The 18,157-nt window shown below is 38.8% G+C and carries 16 protein-coding genes; 6 read left to right on the top strand and 10 right to left on the bottom strand.

Going from position 1 to position 18,157, the window contains the following annotated elements:
- Positions 1–11: 11 nt before the first annotated feature.
- The 4 genes from HJG58_RS01605 to HJG58_RS01620 are packed head-to-tail and all read left to right on the top strand — an operon-like array spanning position 12 to position 3,572.
- On the top strand, positions 12–833 hold the full coding sequence (locus HJG58_RS01605) for an acetyl-CoA carboxylase carboxyltransferase subunit alpha (protein WP_005066304.1): 822 nt from the start codon (positions 12–14) through the stop codon (positions 831–833).
- Entirely contained in the window at positions 770–2,170 is a 1,401-nt protein-coding gene (gene tilS / locus HJG58_RS01610) for a tRNA lysidine(34) synthetase TilS (RefSeq protein ID WP_170247687.1), read from the top strand. The genes HJG58_RS01605 and tilS overlap by 64 nt, the downstream gene beginning before the upstream one ends.
- Positions 2,145–2,981 carry a pyrroline-5-carboxylate reductase gene (gene proC, locus HJG58_RS01615; RefSeq protein WP_170247688.1) on the top strand — a complete coding sequence of 279 codons (837 nt, stop codon included), beginning with the start codon at positions 2,145–2,147 and terminating at the stop codon, positions 2,979–2,981. The genes tilS and proC overlap by 26 nt, the downstream gene beginning before the upstream one ends.
- Before the next feature lie 21 nt (positions 2,982–3,002).
- Positions 3,003–3,572 (top strand): YggT family protein, encoded by a 570-nt coding sequence (locus HJG58_RS01620; RefSeq protein ID WP_003655065.1) that lies wholly within the window; start codon positions 3,003–3,005, stop codon positions 3,570–3,572.
- 53 nt (positions 3,573–3,625) lie between these two features.
- Here the strand turns inward: HJG58_RS01620 and polA are convergent, their stop codons facing one another.
- Positions 3,626–6,397 (bottom strand): DNA polymerase I, encoded by a 2,772-nt coding sequence (gene polA / locus HJG58_RS01625; protein ID WP_170247689.1) that lies wholly within the window; start codon positions 6,395–6,397, stop codon positions 3,626–3,628.
- Between the two features lie 154 nt (positions 6,398–6,551).
- On the opposite strand from polA, the gene HJG58_RS01630 reads away from it, so the two are divergent.
- Positions 6,552–9,356 carry a DUF2339 domain-containing protein gene (locus HJG58_RS01630; protein WP_170247690.1) on the top strand — a complete coding sequence of 935 codons (2,805 nt, stop codon included), beginning with the start codon at positions 6,552–6,554 and terminating at the stop codon, positions 9,354–9,356.
- Here HJG58_RS01630 and HJG58_RS01635 read toward each other — a convergent pair.
- Entirely contained in the window at positions 9,346–10,263 is a 918-nt protein-coding gene (locus HJG58_RS01635) for a mechanosensitive ion channel family protein (RefSeq protein ID WP_170247691.1), read from the bottom strand. The genes HJG58_RS01630 and HJG58_RS01635 overlap by 11 nt on opposite strands.
- 9 nt (positions 10,264–10,272) lie before the next feature.
- The gene (locus HJG58_RS01640; RefSeq protein WP_170247692.1) at positions 10,273–11,094 is read right to left on the bottom strand and encodes a hypothetical protein; all 822 of its coding nucleotides are present in this window, start codon (positions 11,092–11,094) and stop codon (positions 10,273–10,275) included.
- Positions 11,095–11,190: 96 nt separating this feature from the next.
- Here HJG58_RS01640 and gspE point away from each other — a divergent pair, with 96 nt between their 5' ends.
- On the top strand, positions 11,191–12,681 hold the full coding sequence (gene gspE, locus HJG58_RS01645) for a type II secretion system ATPase GspE (RefSeq protein WP_170247693.1): 1,491 nt from the start codon (positions 11,191–11,193) through the stop codon (positions 12,679–12,681).
- Between the two features lie 55 nt (positions 12,682–12,736).
- On the opposite strand, the gene HJG58_RS01650 is transcribed toward gspE, so the two are convergent.
- The 7 genes from HJG58_RS01650 to HJG58_RS01680 form a co-directional block, all read right to left on the bottom strand.
- Positions 12,737–13,168 carry an organic hydroperoxide resistance protein gene (locus HJG58_RS01650; RefSeq protein WP_005066315.1) on the bottom strand — a complete coding sequence of 144 codons (432 nt, stop codon included), beginning with the start codon at positions 13,166–13,168 and terminating at the stop codon, positions 12,737–12,739.
- Between the two features lie 88 nt (positions 13,169–13,256).
- Complete coding sequence (locus HJG58_RS01655; RefSeq protein WP_170247694.1) at positions 13,257–13,694, bottom strand: MarR family winged helix-turn-helix transcriptional regulator; 438 nt, start codon at positions 13,692–13,694, stop codon at positions 13,257–13,259.
- Between the two features lie 165 nt (positions 13,695–13,859).
- On the bottom strand, positions 13,860–14,234 hold the full coding sequence (locus HJG58_RS01660; RefSeq protein ID WP_005804300.1) for a DUF4951 domain-containing protein: 375 nt from the start codon (positions 14,232–14,234) through the stop codon (positions 13,860–13,862).
- A gap of 14 nt (positions 14,235–14,248) precedes the next feature.
- On the bottom strand, positions 14,249–15,073 hold the full coding sequence (locus HJG58_RS01665) for a carbon-nitrogen hydrolase family protein (RefSeq protein ID WP_170247695.1): 825 nt from the start codon (positions 15,071–15,073) through the stop codon (positions 14,249–14,251).
- Positions 15,074–15,098: 25 nt separating this feature from the next.
- Complete coding sequence (gene gigB, locus HJG58_RS01670) at positions 15,099–15,620, bottom strand: anti-anti-sigma factor GigB (protein WP_002117273.1); 522 nt, start codon at positions 15,618–15,620, stop codon at positions 15,099–15,101.
- Positions 15,621–15,722: 102 nt separating this feature from the next.
- A complete protein-coding gene (gene gigA, locus HJG58_RS01675; protein ID WP_002117221.1) occupies positions 15,723–16,691 on the bottom strand; it encodes an RsbU family protein phosphatase GigA in 969 nt (322 codons plus the stop codon).
- Positions 16,692–16,802: 111 nt separating this feature from the next.
- Positions 16,803–17,681, bottom strand: a complete 879-nt coding sequence (locus HJG58_RS01680; protein ID WP_171545191.1) for an MlaA family lipoprotein — start codon at positions 17,679–17,681, stop codon at positions 16,803–16,805.
- Between the last annotated feature and the right edge of the window lie 476 nt (positions 17,682–18,157).

The following is an 18,157-nucleotide window of genomic DNA, read 5'->3' on the forward strand; positions in this document are numbered from 1 at the left end:
ATATTCGACCTATGAAAAAAGCTACTCAGTCCAAAGCATGGACAACGGTTCAAATTGCACGTCATCCTGATCGTCCGCAGTTTCTAGATTATGTCGGTGAAATCTTTACAGAGTTTGATGCCTTGCATGGTGATCGTTTGTTTGGTGACGATGGTGCGATGGTAGGTGGTCTTGCTCGTTTTGATGGTCAGCCTGTAATGGTTATTGGCCAACACCGTGGTCGTAGTACCCGTGAAAAATTAAAGCACAACTTCGGTATGGCTAATCCAGAAGGTTACCGTAAATCTCAACGCCTATTAGATATGGCTGAGCGCTTTAACCTTCCGGTCTTCACATTTATTGATACTATGGGTGCTTATCCAGGTGTTGGTGCTGAAGAGCGTGGACAGGCTGAAGCAATTGCAACTAGCCTTGCTCAACTTTCAAGTTTGAAAGTTCCTGTTGTTGCAACAGTACTCGGTGAAGGCGGTTCTGGTGGTGCTTTAGGTATTGGTGTTGCTGACCGAGTAATTATGTTGTCACATAGTATTTATTCTGTGATTTCACCAGAAGGATGTGCATCTATTTTGTGGAAAACTGCTGAAAAAGCGGCTCAAGCAAGTGAAGCTTTAGGTTTGACAGCAGATAAATTACAATCTCTAGGTATTGTTGAATATGTAGTAGATGAAGGCGAAGGGGCTCATTTAGACCCTGAGCAAGTCATGCAAAATCTAAAAGTAGTTTTGAAGCAAGCTTTGGATGAGTTGCTACCAATGGATGCAAATGAACGATGCGAAGCACGTTATCAACGTTTAATGAAGTTTGGCAGCGAAAATTTAGGCATTGCGTCTTAAAACAGGCTCAAGAGTTTTCAGAAAATAGTACTTTTCTTATTGGATGTAGTGGCGGCATGGATTCAATGCTGCTACTACATTTGATGTCTCAAATTTTCCCTCATAAGATCCGAGTAATTTATATAGATCATCAACTGCAATCAAAAAGTGCAGAGTGGGGCGAACTCGTTGCTAAACAAGCGACTCGTTTAAATATTCCTTATACCATTCAAAAAGTTCAAGTTACTGAGGGTAATTTGGAAGCTCAAGCACGTCAGGCACGTTATCACGCTTATCTACAACATTTGCAAGCCAACGAAATTTTAGTGCTCGCTCATCATCAGCAAGATCAGGCTGAAACGGTAATATTGCGTTTATTGTCAGGTGCAGGTGTTGATGGGCTTGCTGCTATGCAGTCTATTGATCATCGTGTAGATATGACAATTTGGCGACCTTTTTTGGATTTAACCCGTGAGCAGATTGCCGAGTGGACTACTCAACTTGAGATTGAGTATGTAGTTGACCCTACAAATTATGATATTCATTATGATCGGGCATGGTCGCGTGAAGAACTTTGGCCATTTTTACAAAAACGATTTCCAAAAATGCAGCAAGCACTTAGTCGTACTAGTTACTTGATGCAAGATGCTTCTGAAATTTTAGAAGAAGTTTTAAAAGTTGATTTGCAAAATTGTGGTACGAAAGAATGTTTGGACTTAACTCAGCTATTAAAACTATCTTCTGCTCGACAGCGTCAATTACTTTCGGTTTGGATGAAAGGCGATGGGCAATATCGGCCCGCCTTTGAAATGGTTGAACGGTTAAAAAATGAAGTAATCGATTCCAAGTCTGATGCACAAGCAGCATTACACTGGAACCAGTTTTACTATGTCCGTTATCAACACCATCTTTATAGATTGAGTCGACAAGTTTTTCTTGCTGAAAAATTAAACCCAGTTGAAACCGAGACAGAGCATCATTTTCAACTAGGGGAAATAGTGGATTGCGCTTCAGGAAATTTTCAAATTACTCAAAAAAATATGGGTTTGGCTGCATTTCTATTAAATAAAAATTTAAAAATAATTCGACGCCAAGGTGGTGAAAAGGTCCATTTATATGGTCGTGTTGGGCAATGGCCATTAAAAAAAGCAATTCAAGAAGCACATATTTTGCCTTGGCTTCGTCATACAATTCAAATATTAGTCATAGATAATGTTATGCTTGGGGTTTTTACACCGAAAGGATTTTGGTTGGCTCAGTCTCCGTATTGTGAGCAAGGAGGATGGCAACCAGATTTAATTTCTTATTCTTGTAATCTGGTAAATGGCGAAGATGGTTATGACAAGTGCAGTAAATAGTAATATCTGTTTTATTGGTGGTGGTAATATGGCCCAAGCTTTGATTGGCGGGCTCATTTCAAGAGGTTTACCGCCAACACGTATTACCGTTTCAGATCCTGTTGAGCAAATACGTCAATTATTGCAAGAAAAAGAAGTCCATGTGACACAAGATAATCTAGCTGCAATTAAAAATGCTGATGTCGTTGTACTGGCAGTAAAACCACAAGTTTTGGCGACTGTTTTACGTCCTTTAAAAGGACTGTTATCAGATAAATTGGTTATTTCAATTATTGCTGGTGCTGAAATCCAAACGATATCAAACTTAATTGATAGCAATCGAATTGTTCGAGTTATGCCAAATACGCCAGCTCTAGTTCAGACGGGTGCGCATGGTATCTATGCAAATGATGTAGTAGGTACTTCGGATCGTGAATTAACAAGTCAGATTTTAGCAGCCACAGGCTTAACAATTTGGGTAAACTCCGAAGCTCAAATTGATGCGGTAACAGCAGTTTCTGGCTCAGGTCCTGCATATTTCTTCTATCTCATGGAAAGTATGATCCGTGCGGGTAAAAATTTAGGACTTGATGAAAAAGTTGCAACTGCGTTGACTCTTCAAACGGCATTAGGTGCAGCTCAAATGGCAATTACGAGTTCAAATACTCCTTCTGAACTTCGTAAGAATGTGACATCGCCAAATGGCACAACTCAAGCTGCACTTGAAGTTTTTGACCGTGCACAAATCTCCCAAAATATTCAATCTGCATTGGCTGCTGCACAGAAGCGTAGTCAAGAATTGGCTCAAGAATTGAGTGACAGTGCGAAATAGCTTAAATAGGATAAGACAACTATGGGTGCAAATTCTGCGCTAATTTTTGGAATTTTAATTAATGTCGCGATTTTATTGGTCTTTTTCCGTTTTTTAATGCAATTGGCGGCAGTAAGTCCTTATAATCCTGTGGTTTTATCGACCGTAAAGGCGACTAAAATTGTTGATATTTTTGGCCGAATTTTTCCGACGGTCGCAAAAGGCCGATTTAATTTGGCTGCGTTGGTTCTTTTAATTACATTGTATTTACTGAAGATTTTCGGTGTGATGTATCTTTCTGGCTCTATGCCAAATAGTCCGATTCATTTACTAATTCTGACATTTGTAACCATGATTCAGGACCTGATTCGTTTCTGCCGTTATTTAATTTTCGCAACAATCATTTTGAGTTGGGTGGTCATGTTCACTCAATCGCGTTCACCTTATATTGAAGTGATTCAAGATTTAGCTGAACCATTACTCGCACCATTCCGTCGTTTATTGCCTAATATGGGAATGATTGACTTATCTCCAATTTTGGCCTTTTTAGCGCTTTATATTGCCGAGATCTTAATGAATGAAGTTGCAAAAGTTCTTTTAACAGGACTTTAAGTTAACGCAATAAAAAAGGGCTGTTAATACAGCCCTTTTTTTATTTCTACTAATTAATGGGCATCATCCCAGTTTTGCCCTTGCCCAACTTCAACAACTAAAGGCACAGAAATTTTTACTACAGATTCCATGACAGTCGCGATTTGCTTAGAGAGCTCTTCGGCAATGTTTTGATCTGCTTCAAACACTAATTCATCGTGTACTTGAAGTAGTAGTTTGGCTTGATCTTTTGGTAAGATTTTATCGACTTCAATCATTGCAAGTTTAATGATATCAGCGGCACTACCTTGTAACGGTGCATTAATTGCAGCACGTTCGGCAGCCTTACGTACCATTACATTTCGTGCATCAATATCTGGTGTATAAAGACGACGACCTAAAATAGTTTCAACAAAACCTTGTTCCGATGCTACTTGGCGGGTACGTTGCATGTATTCGTAAATGCCAGGATAGCGCTGGAAGTATTGTTTGATATAGTTCTGTGATTCTTGACGTGTGAAACCTAACTGACGAATTAAACCAAACTCAGACATACCATACAGTAGACCAAAGTTAACTGCTTTCGCTTGACGGCGTTGGTCATTGGTCACATCTTCAATGGCAATACCCAATACTTCGGCAGCAGTACGACGGTGAACGTCTTGTCCATGCTGGAATGCGTGTACTAATGCTTCATCTTGAGAGAAATGAGCCATTAAACGAAGTTCAATTTGTGAGTAATCGGCTGCTAGTAAAACTCGTCCTTCTGGTGCAATGAATGCCTTACGAATTTGACGCCCAATTTGTCTACGAATTGGAATATTTTGTAAGTTAGGATCAGAAGAGGAGAGACGGCCTGTCGCTGTCAGTGCTTGGTGATAGCTCGTATGTACGCGATGCGTGTCGTTATGAGATTGCTCAACTAGACGATCAGTATAGGTACTTTTTAGCTTTGCTAAACCGCGATGTTCTAAAATAATTTCCGCTAAAGGATGTTCAATTTTTTCTAAAACACTTTCACTGGTGCTGTATTGTCCAGTTGCAGTTTTTTTACCGCCTTTAATTCCTAATTTATCAAATAGGATTTCACCTACTTGTTTAGGAGATGCAATATTAAAAGTTTCATCTGCAATTTCCATCGCCTGATTTTCAAGCCCTTCCATTGTTTTTGCAAATTCAACGCTTAATTTATCTAAGAAAGCATGATCTAGACGAATACCATCTTCTTCCATACCCGATAAAATACGGGCAACTGGCATTTCGATGTTATATAAAATATTTTCTAGCTCAGGAAATGGCTTAAGTTTGTTTGAAAGCACTTCATATAAACGATAAGTCACATGAGCATCTTCTGCAGCATAGTGAGCAGCAACTTCAATCTCAATTTGATTGAAAGTCTTTTGTTTAGCACCCTTACCAGCAATTTGTTCAAAAGTGGTGGTTAAGTGGCTTAAGTAGACACGAGCTACGTCATCCATGCCGTGACGAGTGGCTGCTGCATTCAATACATAAGATGCAAGCATGCTATCGAAATACCAGCCTTTAAGTTCTATGCCATGATTCGCAAAGATATGGGCATCATATTTAAGGTGATGCCCAATTTTTTTAACTGCTTCATTTTCTAGCACAGGCTTAATTTGAGCCAGAATTTGATTACGATCTAGTTGCTGCGGCGCATTTTCATAATTATGCGCTAAAGGCACATAATAAGCGTCTTGTGCATCAAAGGCGATTGAAAAACCAACCATTTCGGCAATACGGTAATCAAGGCTTGTAGTTTCTGTATCAATGGCAAAATGATCGGCATTTTGCATGCGTTGCAAGAGCTGATCCCATGCTTCTTGGGTTAAAACAGTGTGATAATTTGCAGTTCCAAGCTGGTCATCTTGACTAGTTAAGCTTGCTTGGTCTTCGGTTTCTATAGATTCAGCAGGTTTAACTTCATTTTGAACAACAGTTTGTGAAGCTTGTTGTTTATAGCTTGAGCTATTTGGATTGTTTGGGTGATCAAGCGACTGTAATTGGTTTCTAAACTCAAGCTCAGTATAAAGATTACGTAGAGCTTCAACATTTGGATCAGTAAGCTTTAACTCATGCCAATCGAGCTCTAAAGGAAGATCACAGACGATACTCGCTAACTGGTGATCAAGCTTAATATTGTCTAAGTTATCTTTAATATTTTGGCTAAGTTTGCCTTTAAGTTGGTCTGCATTGGCAATAATATTGTCTAAAGTGCCATATTCAGTTAGTAACTTAGCTGCTGTTTTTGCACCTATGCCAGGTACACCCATGATGCCATCAGACGCATCGCCCATAAGGGTTAAGTAATCGATAATTTGATTTGGCCAAACACCAAATTTTTCAAATACCCCATCGGTATCCATTACGCGATCTTTAAAGCTATCTTCAAGTTTTACATGATCATTGACGAGCTGAGCCATGTCTTTATCGCCGGTTGAGATAAGTACATGATGGCCTTCGAGTACAGCACGTTTAGCGAGCGTACCGATAATGTCATCTGCTTCTGCACCCGGAAGACTATATAAAGGAATCCCCTGAGCTTTAATCAATGCATGCAAATATGGAATCTGTTGAGATAACTCTTCCGGCATGGTCGGGCGATCACCTTTATAAATAGGTGAAAGCTTGTGGCGGAAAGTTGGCTCAGGCGTATCAAAAATGACAGCCATATGTGTTGGCTGCATACGGCGCATTAATTTTTGAATGGCAGAAATTGCCCCACGTATTGCATTGGTATGTAACCCTGTAGAGGTCGTCAATGGTGGTAATGCATGATATGCACGAAATAAAAAATAGGACCCATCAACCAAGACAAATGGTGGCATTGAACAATTCCTTAATCTGAATTACGGGTATTTTACGTGAAAACGGCCATGAATGCAGGTTTATGATTTTTGCAGTATTTTGTATGTATAAATATACGCTTGTATTGGCTTGAAGTAATATGACCTGTAATGAAGGTGTCATATTGCTAAGCCCATGTATAAAAAAGACAAACAGGGAATGATCATTGTTTTGATCGCTTTGACTTTGTTTTTAGCCATTTCAATTGGTTTTAAATTTCAGAGTGCTGTTGTTGCTTTATCTATTGCACTTACTGTCATTCTAGTTCAATTACTGTCAAATCTACATGAGCGTTTAACTCATTTAGAACAGCAGTTTTCTCAGCAGAAAACGCCACTTTATTCTATTCACATGCAAAGAACAGTGATTTATGCAGCAGCATTGGTTGCATTAGTTGCTTATATCAATCATTGGATGTGGATTGCTGGTGGGGCTTTACTGGTTTTATTACTATGTTTGATTCAAACCATCAGTGCATTTCATACTCGACTATTATACCTCGAGTCAGCAAAACAAACTGTTCATGTAAATGAGACCATACAAACAGAAGTTATAAATCCTGTAATAGAACAAGTTAGTTCCAGTAATACGGACACGCTAGTCCCAGCTAGAATGACACCTTTAAATCAAACAGAACAACCAGCCCATGTACAAACCGCATGGTGGCAACCAGCCGTGGATTGGATGATTCATGGCAATCCAATCTTAAGAGTTGCTGTTGCTGTGCTTATGGTTGGGGTGGTGTTGCTATTACGTTTTGCAAGTGAGCATTGGCAACTTAGTTTAGGTGTGAAACTTGGATTTATTGCGATTGCTGGAGGTGTGTTAACGGCATTTGGGTATACATTGCAAAAGAAAAATCAGCTTTTTGCTGTGGCATTGCAAGGTGTCGGGCTGGCTGTTGTATTCCTGACACTTGTGTTCTCACATCATTTTGGTGTAATTCCCAACCTAACTACAGCGAGTATTCTGTTTACGATTTTATTAGCTATTACGGTATTCCTGAGCTTAAAACAACAAGCTATTTATTTGGCAATATTAGCACTTGGTATGGCTTATGCGGCTCCTTTAGTTATTCCACAATATCGCCCTGATGTAACCTTCCTATTTAGCTATTACTTAGTAATTAACTTAGCAGTTGCTGCGGTTAATTTTATTCAGCCTTGGAAAATCTTAAATCAAATTGCTTTCTTTGCCACAATGTTTATAGGTGGTAGTGCAATTGCATTTTATGGAGAACCCGCAAAATTTAATACATTAGACTGGATTTTGTGGTGCCATATCGCGCTGTTTATTTGGTTAAGTGTTCGTTATAGCCAAAATATATCTCGGAAGTCAGCACATGAAAAACGCGAAGGGATTCGTTTACCACCACTCTTAGATGTGGGACTTATTTTTAGTGTGCCAGTACTGGGCTTTACCCTCCATGCTTACTTGGTACATGAGTCTACACAAGCATTGACGATTGGTGCAGCTGTCTTGGCGGGCACCTATGCAGTATTAACTTTCTGGATTAAGAAAACTCATCCTCAGCTTTCAGTTCTTGCAAAAAGCTTTTTCATTCTCGCAGTTGCATTTTTTGCCTTAATTTTCCCGCTTGCAAAAGGAGCACATTGGACAGCAATTGGTTGGGTTGCTCAAGGTACGGCTTTAATTGTGTGGGGAGTAACTGAGCGTTACCGTTTAAGCCGATATATTGGTGTAGTTTTAGTTTTACTCAGCTCTATTGCGCTGTTTTATCAGGTGTGGGCAAATGAAGAGTTCCCAACGCTAAGCACAAGCATCTATGCAATTGCCCAATTTATTTCTGCGTTTTATTTATTGCAATACAACAGTAAAGAGCAACGCTATTTTAGTGCAAGCATGTTTAGTGGCATTTTCTTGTGTTTAGGAATGTATGCGGGTGCTGTAGCTGGTGTAGAAATAATGGCATGGCATCATCATGCTTTGAGCCCATATTTGATGTTCGCCGTAGTTCTAATAGCAATATTTAGTGCAGTTGTTCACTATAAACTTCGTGTGCAATGGCAAAGTTTGCAGTTAATTTTAATTAGCCTGTTACTGTTGTTAGTTTTGGGTGATGCGTTTGCGAGTCAAGTGTTTACGTTGTTTAAATGGGTAGACTCATTACAACAAACTACTTTCTTAGTCGCTACCATTATTCTTGGCAGCTTATTTCTTATGGCTCAACCGCAGTCGAGTCAGTCTGGATACTTAAACATCTGGGCTGGTTTAAACTGGTTGGTGTTAGCAGTAGTTGGTTTGGCGATCTTTCCACAAATGCCAGTTGTTGCTCTGGCTTTTATCCCTGTGGTTTATTCGCTTTGGGCGTATAAGGCTCATAAAACGACACTATTGCATCAAATTCCTGTTTGGTGTTTAAACTTAATTTGGTTGTTAGTTGTGAGCGTTGATCGCCACTCCGCTGAGTACCTTTATTTTGTTCCCTTATTTAACTTAACGGATTTCCTTTCAATTGCGGTATTTGCAGGACTGCTCTTTATTATTTATCAACATGCTTTTGATCAAGATAAATCACTAGAGTGGACTTTTAAAATTATAACAATTTTAGGTGGTTTATTAGTGTTCAGTAGTGTGGTTGTTAGGGGCTTGCACTATTACTGGGCAACGCCACTCTGGAGCGTTTCAATTTGGACAAATGGTGTAGTGCAGTTAAGTTTGACATTACTTTGGGTTATTTTGGCATTTATATTAACTACATTCTCAAGTCGTAAAATGATTCGTCAATTATGGTTTGTAGGTGCTGCACTTTTAGGAATCGTGGTATTAAAGCTGATTCTGCTTGATCTATCGCAAAGTGCGACATTAACTCGGGTCATTTCGTTTATTGGAGCAGGTGGAGTAATGTTAATTATTGCTTATCTTGCGCCATTACCCCCGTCATCTACCGCACAGAAGAATCAAGAGCCTAAGCTTTAGGCTCTCGTTTTAATTCTTTTTGATTACTGTATTGATCGATATCATCGTCAGGAAAACCAGTAGATGGTCGATCAATCAAGCCCATTTTAGGAACAGGAATTTCAATTCGGTTATCTAAAAATCCATTTCTGATTCTTTCTTGCATTTCATCACGTACTTTTAAAGAGTTCTCTTGTCGACACCATATTGCAAATAAAAGCTCAATTGATGATTCACGAAAGGCCGTAACCGTAACTGCAGGTTTCGGATCATCCAATACGAGTGGATAATGTGCTGCTACATTAAGTAGAACTTCGCGAACTTTTATGATGTCTTCATGGAAGTTAATTGCGAGTGTAATTGGAATACGCCGTATCGGATATTTAGATAAGTTGTGTACAGGCGCACGAATAAGTTGTTCATTCGGCAAACGAATATAAACATTGTCGAGTGTAAGTAATTTCACGGAGAGTAAGTCGATTGAGATCACTTCGCCTTCAATAGTATTGCCACGAATGAGGGTAATTTGAATGGTATCGCCGACTTCAAATGAACCTTCACCAATCAAAAATAAACCACTAATCAAGTTGCTGGCAGATGTTTGCGATGCAAAACCGAGTGCTACAGTTAAAATACCTGCTGCACCGAGGAATACACTAAGTTTGAACCCAGCTTCTTTCAAACTCGTCATAATGAAAAGTAAGAAAATAAAATAAAAAATACCGCGGCGCCATACAAGGCGTTGATGAGCATTAAAACGTGAGCCAATGGTTCTAATAAACGTATTCGAAATAATACGAGCAAGAACAAAGCCAATAAAACACAGCACAACAGCGACTAAAATTTCACTAATACGCTCGGTATTGATATTGGTAAATATACTTTTGAGGCTATCAGCGATATCTTTAGGAATATTTGAATCAGCCATATAAACCTCTTAAAAGAATGAATCAAACATATTAAATAGTGCTCCACCAGGTGAACGCGGTGGGTGAACATAGGTCACTTCACCAGCAAGAGGTGGCGTACGGTTTTCAATACGAATGCGTGCCGGACGATCAGAACCCTCATAATAAACTTTAATTTGAGAAGTCCATAAACGACCAGTACTTTCACTATAAAAAAGAGGAAGCGCGGTAACTGGTACATTCATGCGATCAAAGCGTAATTGATGATTACTGGTGTTGTGAAAGTCGATTGGAGTTACAGCACGGAAAGCGCGTGGTGTTAATAGATTCAAATCAGTACGACCATCCACGGAAGTGGCATAACAGATTTCACCTTGCTGTGCATTAGGACCAAACCATGTGTCTTTAGGTTGAATTACAGGAATTTCAAACAAAGGCTCATGCTGGCTTTCGACTAAACCAGCAATCCATAATGGTGTACTTATATATAGAGTCCCACGTTGACCTGCTGGAATATAAATAGGATCAATCGGCTTAATGACCACAGAGCGGTCTGCCAGACGTGGCATCAGTAAAAATTCTGGATTGGTCTTTCGAAACATATAACGTTCTACTTGAACATTATGTGGAAAGGCGAAATGTGGATCTGCAATTGAATGCCAATCTTGCTCATTATCATCCTGAAGAGAGGGACGATAATATTCGATGCGCCATTCCTTTATGCCACGCGTTAAACGAAAGAGCATTGAACCGAATTGCCATGCTTTGGACTGGTTAATTTCAAAGTGCTGTTCACCCCACCATTTTAAAGAATTCTGGGGGTGAGGCTGATATTCATTATTTTCAAACAAGACGCAAAATTCCTCTACCGAGTTGTTAAACAGACTTCACGCTGTAATCTGCTTAGAGTACACTCAAAATCATCTTACTCATCATTATAAATTGTGATGCAAATATTGAAACAAATACAAGTTCCATATAGTTTTGCCAAGCGTCATGGTGTTTTATTTCGTTATGACGGTGATCAGGTATTTATTATTAGACGTCAAAACACTGAAAAAATTGCATTACAGGAAGCAAGACGCATCTTGGGTAAGCCAGCTCATTATCAATTATGTACTGAACAAGAATTTAATACGCTCTTAAGTACGAGTTACGCAGGTGATACAGGAGAATCACAACAAGTTGCAGCTGGTTTAGAAGATCATCCGGATTTATTGAGTTTGGCTGATCAGGTTCCTGAAACAGAAGATTTGATGGACCAGGAAGATGACGCACCTATTGTTCGTCTGATCAATGCACTTCTCTCTGAAGCAATTCGAGTTGGAGCTTCTGATATTCATATTGAAGCTTTTGAAAAGAAACTATCTGTACGATTACGTGTAGATGGACAATTACGTGAGATTGTACAACCACGCCGTGAGTTAGCGCCGTTATTAGTCTCGCGCATTAAAGTTATGGCGAAGCTTGATATTGCTGAAAAACGTATACCACAAGATGGACGTATTTCTTTACGTCTTGCTGGCCGTGAAGTGGATGTGCGTGTTTCAACTTTGCCATCGTCACATGGTGAAAGGGTCGTTATGCGTTTGCTTGATAAACAAGCGGGCCGTCTCAATATGACTCATTTAGGCTTAATGGCTAATGACTATGAGCGTTTAACTCAGTTAGTGCATCGTCCCCACGGTATTATTTTGGTCACAGGGCCTACAGGTTCGGGGAAAACGACCACCTTATACGCAGCCTTGTCTGATCTAAATGACAATACTCGTAATATCTTAACTGCTGAAGATCCAATCGAATATCAACTCGAAGGCATTGGTCAAACTCAAGTGAATACCAAAGTGGATATGACATTTGCTCGTGCTTTAAAAGCAATGTTACGCCAAGATCCTGATGTGGTGATGGTGGGGGAGATTCGTGATCTGGAAACTGCTGAAATTGCAGTTCAAGCATCTTTAACAGGTCATTTGGTTTTATCAACACTACATACCAATACCGCTATTGGTGCGGTTACTCGACTTAAAGATATGGGAATTGAGCCCTTCTTATTATCAAGCTCTTTAATTGGGGTGATTGCTCAACGCTTAGTTCGTACTTTATGTCCACATTGTATGACATGGCGTGAAGCTGATACTTTTGAAAAACAGGTTTTTCAACATATTCATAATGAACCGTTGTTGCAGTTACCTGAAGCCAAAGGGTGTGATCATTGTTCACATTTAGGTTTTAATGGACGTACAGCGATTTATGAAATCGTACCAGTTGATGAACCTATGCGCCGTCTAATTCATGGTAACGCAGCTGAATATGAATTAGAAAATCATGCTCGTGAGTATTCAGGTTCTATTCGTGATGATGGTTTGCGCAAAGTACTTGCAGGTAAAACGACACTTGAAGAAGTGCTTCGTGTAACCAATGAGGCAAGTGAAGCATAATATGTAAGATAAAAAAATGCCCGATTTGATGCGGGCATTTTTTTAATATTAAAACTTATTCAGTCACGATATTAAAGGTTACATCAATATTGTTGCGAGTTGCATTTGAATATGGGCAAACAATATGAGCTGCTGCAACTAACTTTTCAGCTTCTTCACGATCCATACCCACTAAGTAAACATTTAAAGTCGCTTCGATGCTAAAACCTGTAGGAATTGGTCCAATACCTACTTCACCCTCTACATAAGCATCTTTACTAATGTTAAATTTATCGCGGTTTGCAACGAATTTTAAAGCACCTAAAAAGCATGCTGAATAACCAGCTGCAAATAACTGCTCTGGATTTGTTACAGCACCACCAGCGCCACCCATTTCTTTAGGTACACCAAGTTGTACATCTAATACGCCGTCTGATGAAGTCGCACGGCCATCACGACCACCGGTTGCTTTAGCTTTTGCACGATAAACAACTTTTTCTAATGACATCGTTTTTATTCCTAAAATAAATTGAATGCAAATATATCGTACACGACTTAAATATTTTGACAAGTATATTTTTTAAAAAAATTGCTGTTTATTTGACTAAGTTTGTACGGAGTTTAGTAAGTTGATCTTTAAGGCCTAGTAGTGTTGTCATATCACATGAACTTGCTTCTAATACGCCTGCTGGAATATGGATTGCTTGATCTTTTAATTTTTTCCCTTCATCACTCAGTGTAATAATCACTTGTCTCTCATCTTGAGTTGAACGGGTACGATGAAGCAAATGGAGGACTTCTAACTTTTTCAAGATAGGGGTGAGGGTAGATGATTCTAAAAAAAGTTTAGCTCCAATTTCTGAAACAGTTACTTCATCTTGCTCCCACAACACTAACATAACTAAATATTGGGGATAGGTAATGCCCAAAGGTGCTAGAAGTTTTCTGTAGAGTTGATTAAGTGCTAAATTTGTTGAATAAATGAGGAAACATAATTGATTCTCAAGCTTTAAGTTTTGACAGTCTTGGTCCATATCTTCCTCAAAGAAACTAATATTGCTTTTGTAGTATATCGTGTTCTATTCAGTTTCTTAAATTTTCATAAGAATCGGTTATGAATAAAGTAAATTAAGGGATATAAAAAATGGAATAATTACATCAATTATTCCATAAGATAAAAATATTCTAGATGAAAGTGTTTACCACAAATCTGCAATCTTTTTCATTAAACGCGCACGATACTTCGCAGTAGGATTATTTGCATTGCGTTGTTGCTCTTGTTCATAAAAATCTTGCCATGCAGTAATCATTTCAAGCGTGGTTCCTTGTTTTTTAATCACAGAAACATCTGCTGGCTGAATATTTTCTAAACGTTGTCTTGCACCTTCTGCGCCCGTACCCCAGCCAATAATTCTTTGGCCAAAAGCGGGCAAGGGGATATTTTTAGGAGTTGCTGGAAGAATATCTGAGTTGAGCTGTGCAGCAGGCGAAACAAAATGGTTTGTTGTACCAAACTCTGCATAACAATGAATATTTGCCCCCAAGCAAAAAATGCTAAATAAGTATTTCCACATGAATAATTAAACTTTTAATAATGAACCAATTTACGGTGAGTCATCAGAGGCATTGAAGAGCGGACGAGTTCTTGTGCTGTTAAATCAAAGGGTACAGTGATTAAACCACTCCCTTCATATCCAATCATACTTAAAATTTGGCCACGACTATCTGTTGCCCCAGAGTGTCCCCAGGTTTGTCGTTTTTCACCATGCCAGCCCTGTTGTGCTGCGCCTAAAACATAACATTGGCTATCCATTGCCCGAGCTTGTAGCAAAAGCTGCCAGTGCATTTGTCCAGTTGTATAAGTAAATGCAGCAGGAGCAGTAAGAATGTGAGCGCCTTGTTGTCTCAGAGTTAGAGCAAGCTCTGGAAAACGTAAGTCATAACATACCATTAAGCCAATATTGCCAAAAGGGGTAGATGTGACTACTACGTCTGTTCCAGGTTCAAAGAAACGAGACTCTTGATAACCACCGATAGCATCACCCACTTGTACATCAAATAAATGAATCTTGTCATAACGTGCTTCTGTACGCTCAGGGCTGATACAAAGACTAACCGTCCGGACTCTACCATCTTGAATGGTAGATCCATCTGGACGAAATGGGCATGGTAAAGTACCGGCCACAATCCAGATTTGATATTGATGTGCTAGTTTCTCAAGCCGTTGTTGAATAGACTCAAATTGCTCAGCTGTTTCGCGTTGTTTTCCTGCTGCAAAACATACAAAGTTTTCAGGGAAAACAATCAGGCTGGCATTTTGCGCCTTACTTTGTTGAATCAACGACTCAATGACTTGAAAATTATTTTCAATATCATCTTGCGAGTTCATTTGAGCAACAGAAATAAGGGGCATATTCTAATCCGGCTTAATATTAAAGTCAGGCATTTTGCTTATCTGATACCTGTTCAAGCGTATCTTGTTCTTTCTGTAACTGCTTCACAAGTGGCTCAAACATATTCTGGTTGTTTGCATTTAGTTTCATCAATGTCTTATGTGCATCCAGAACTGTTCTTAGCATTGCATTATGGGTGATCTGTTCATCAGTTAACGTTAATGTGCAAACGTTAGGATCGCCACAATAATTCAAAATGACAAAAACCTGCCCTAGCCCCATACTGTTGGCTAAGGTTGTGATATCTGGATTGGTAGATAGCATCACAGCTTGAATATGATGAGTTTGTTTAAGCTTTAAACCTAGCTTAGCCAGGATGCCTAAGACCGTACTATCAATAAATGTTGTTTGGGTTAAATCAACGATTGCACCAACAACATTCTCTTGCTGTTCAATTCTGTTTAAAAGTTTGTCTAGACTTATACAAGAATGGGCTCGCACTTCACCAATAAGTTTGAAAATATGCGTTCCATTTAAACTTGCATATTCAACATGACCTGTTGACATATAAATGCCATTTTCAGAGAAGGATAGAAAAATTATCACATAGTGCCATCGCAGACTCAAGAGTGCTTAAGTCGTATATTATGTAATTAATTGATTCGTAAATTAATTCATTCGACAGAGACTGAAGATGGCAATGTCATCAGCCACATGATCGGGTGCTTGGAATGATTGATTTTGCAAATGATGAACCAATTGTTGGAACTGATCATTTAACCCACCATCAAAAGGTTCAAGGGCTCCATCTGAGCAAACAATGAAGCGTGCTTGGTGATTTAATGTACAAACATGCTCTTCAACTTCGAGTTCATCAGTCAAGCCTAATGGGAAGCTACTTGTTGTTAGAATTTTGGGAGCTTGATTAGGTTCAAAAATGATAGGAGGAGGGTAGTGTCCAGCACTTGACCAGCGAAGCGTATGTGTTTCAAGGTTTAAAATACCAACTACAATTGTAATATGTTTTTCAATATTTTCTTGAACCAACATTCCATTTAATTTTTTTATTAATTGTCTTGGTGTTTTAGAGCGGCCATGGAAAGCTGCCATCCAAGATGTTAATAAGCTGCTAGTTACGCCATGTCCTGAAACATCGGCAAGATAGAATAAAACTTCCTTATCGTTTAATTTCCAATAGTCATACCAATCACCAGAAAGATAAGCTGAAGGCTGAAAAAAAGTTTCGACTTGATAATTTAATAGATCAATTGGATTAGGCAATAGTCTTTTTTGTAGTTCAGCAGCTGAAGGTAAATCACGACTATCTTGGTTGCGTTTATATTGAGCATCAATTCTTGATAATGCTTTATTTAAATCGTTAGGTAGTTGATTCCATACCCAACCTGCAAGAGCACCCGCTTCCCAAGCTTGAGCTAAAGCGCTACCTTCATGTTCAAAAGCAATGACAATCGTTGGTAAATTCCATTTATATGTAAGGAAATCTTGTACATCTGCTATTGCAATGATGGTTGGATCATATAAATCTAAATCATCTATGTTAATGACTTGTAAGCCTGGCAGTTTATCCAAAGCTTGCTCTAAATAAGGGATAGAGCGTGTCGGTTTAATAAAATACATAGAAGAGATGGTAGTCCTTTTATATGATCACTTTATTCATCATAGAGTATGTATGATCAAAATCAAGGTATTGCCGAACTCTTAATCCGAGCAATACCTTGATTTCATCTTTTAAGGGTTTTGATTCTCATCTGGTGCATCTTCTGAGTCATCATCAATGAAAGATACATCAGCTGAGTCACCCTTTTTCTCTGCAATTTGGAATGCTTTACGTTGGAGATATAAATCTCGAATCATGGCGTATTGATCACCTTGTAAGGTCTGATCGAGATCCAGATATTGAGCGCGCGTATCAACCGCTTGTAACATATTACTTGACCAATAAAGACCATCTTGATCATCCATAACATATTTCTGTGGGCGTGCTTGGGCGTCTACTGCTAAACCAAAACCATCACGTAAGGTACTTGGACCGAAAAAAGGCAACATCAGGAATGGGCCAGAAGGAACACCATAGTAACCGAGAGTTACACCAAAATTCTCTTCCTCAGTTGGTAAACCTAAACGGCTGGCAGGGTCAGCTAAACCAAGAGTTGTTAACGTATTAATTGTAAATCGACCTAGGGTTTTTGCCGCACGACCAGGACGGCCTTGAATAAGCTGGTTAACAGCATTCCAAGGTTCTCCAAGATTTTTACGGAACTGACGATAAGAACCACGTACATCTTCTGGAGTCTTTTCTCTATATTGCACAGCAACTGGGCGTAAAAAATTTCGGTCCAACATGTCATTAAATGAGTAAATTGGACGATTTAATGATTGTAATGGGTCTTTTACAGGATCTGGTTGTGCCGCATTCGCATTAACTTTTAAATCTTTAACTTTAATATTTTTTAAATCTTTAATAATTTGTGAGCGCGTATGAGTCGGTGCTGTTTCTTCTAGTGAGCTAGCATCAGAAGATTCACTTATAGTATTTTCTTGAGCATATAGAGAGGTGCAAACACCTACAGATAATACGCTTAGTAAAATTAAATTAGAATAATTCATATAATTCCTTAACCGCCAGCCAGGCTAATACTTAAATGTGCAGTTGGGTGGAGATATGTTTTAATACAAAATTGATAACCTATTATCAATGTAAAATTGATCAAATAATATAGATAAAATGCTAAAAAGCATAAAAAGTATCCAGTTAATGATATTGATTTAAAAAAAGGGTTGCAAAGGGAATGTAATGGTCTATAATGCACATCCATCGGCGGTGATGCAGATAGAAACTTGTTGAAAAACAGTTACTTGTGATTGAGTTAGTTGCTTTGAGCAGTGAATTTGATGGTAAGTTGGTTTGAGAGATAAGTTTTAAAAATATCGAAATTACCTGTTGACTTTTAAGAGATTAAGAGTAATATAGCCGACCTAGCTTGCTGGTGACGAACCAGTAAGAAGATCATTAAGAGAATTGAAGAACAACTTGTGTGGATTTTTACTGATTGATTAATCGAAATAATTTTCATTGATTGATT

This window comes from Acinetobacter geminorum (assembly GCF_013009345.1).
Classification (GTDB): Bacteria; Pseudomonadota; Gammaproteobacteria; order Pseudomonadales; family Moraxellaceae; genus Acinetobacter; species Acinetobacter geminorum.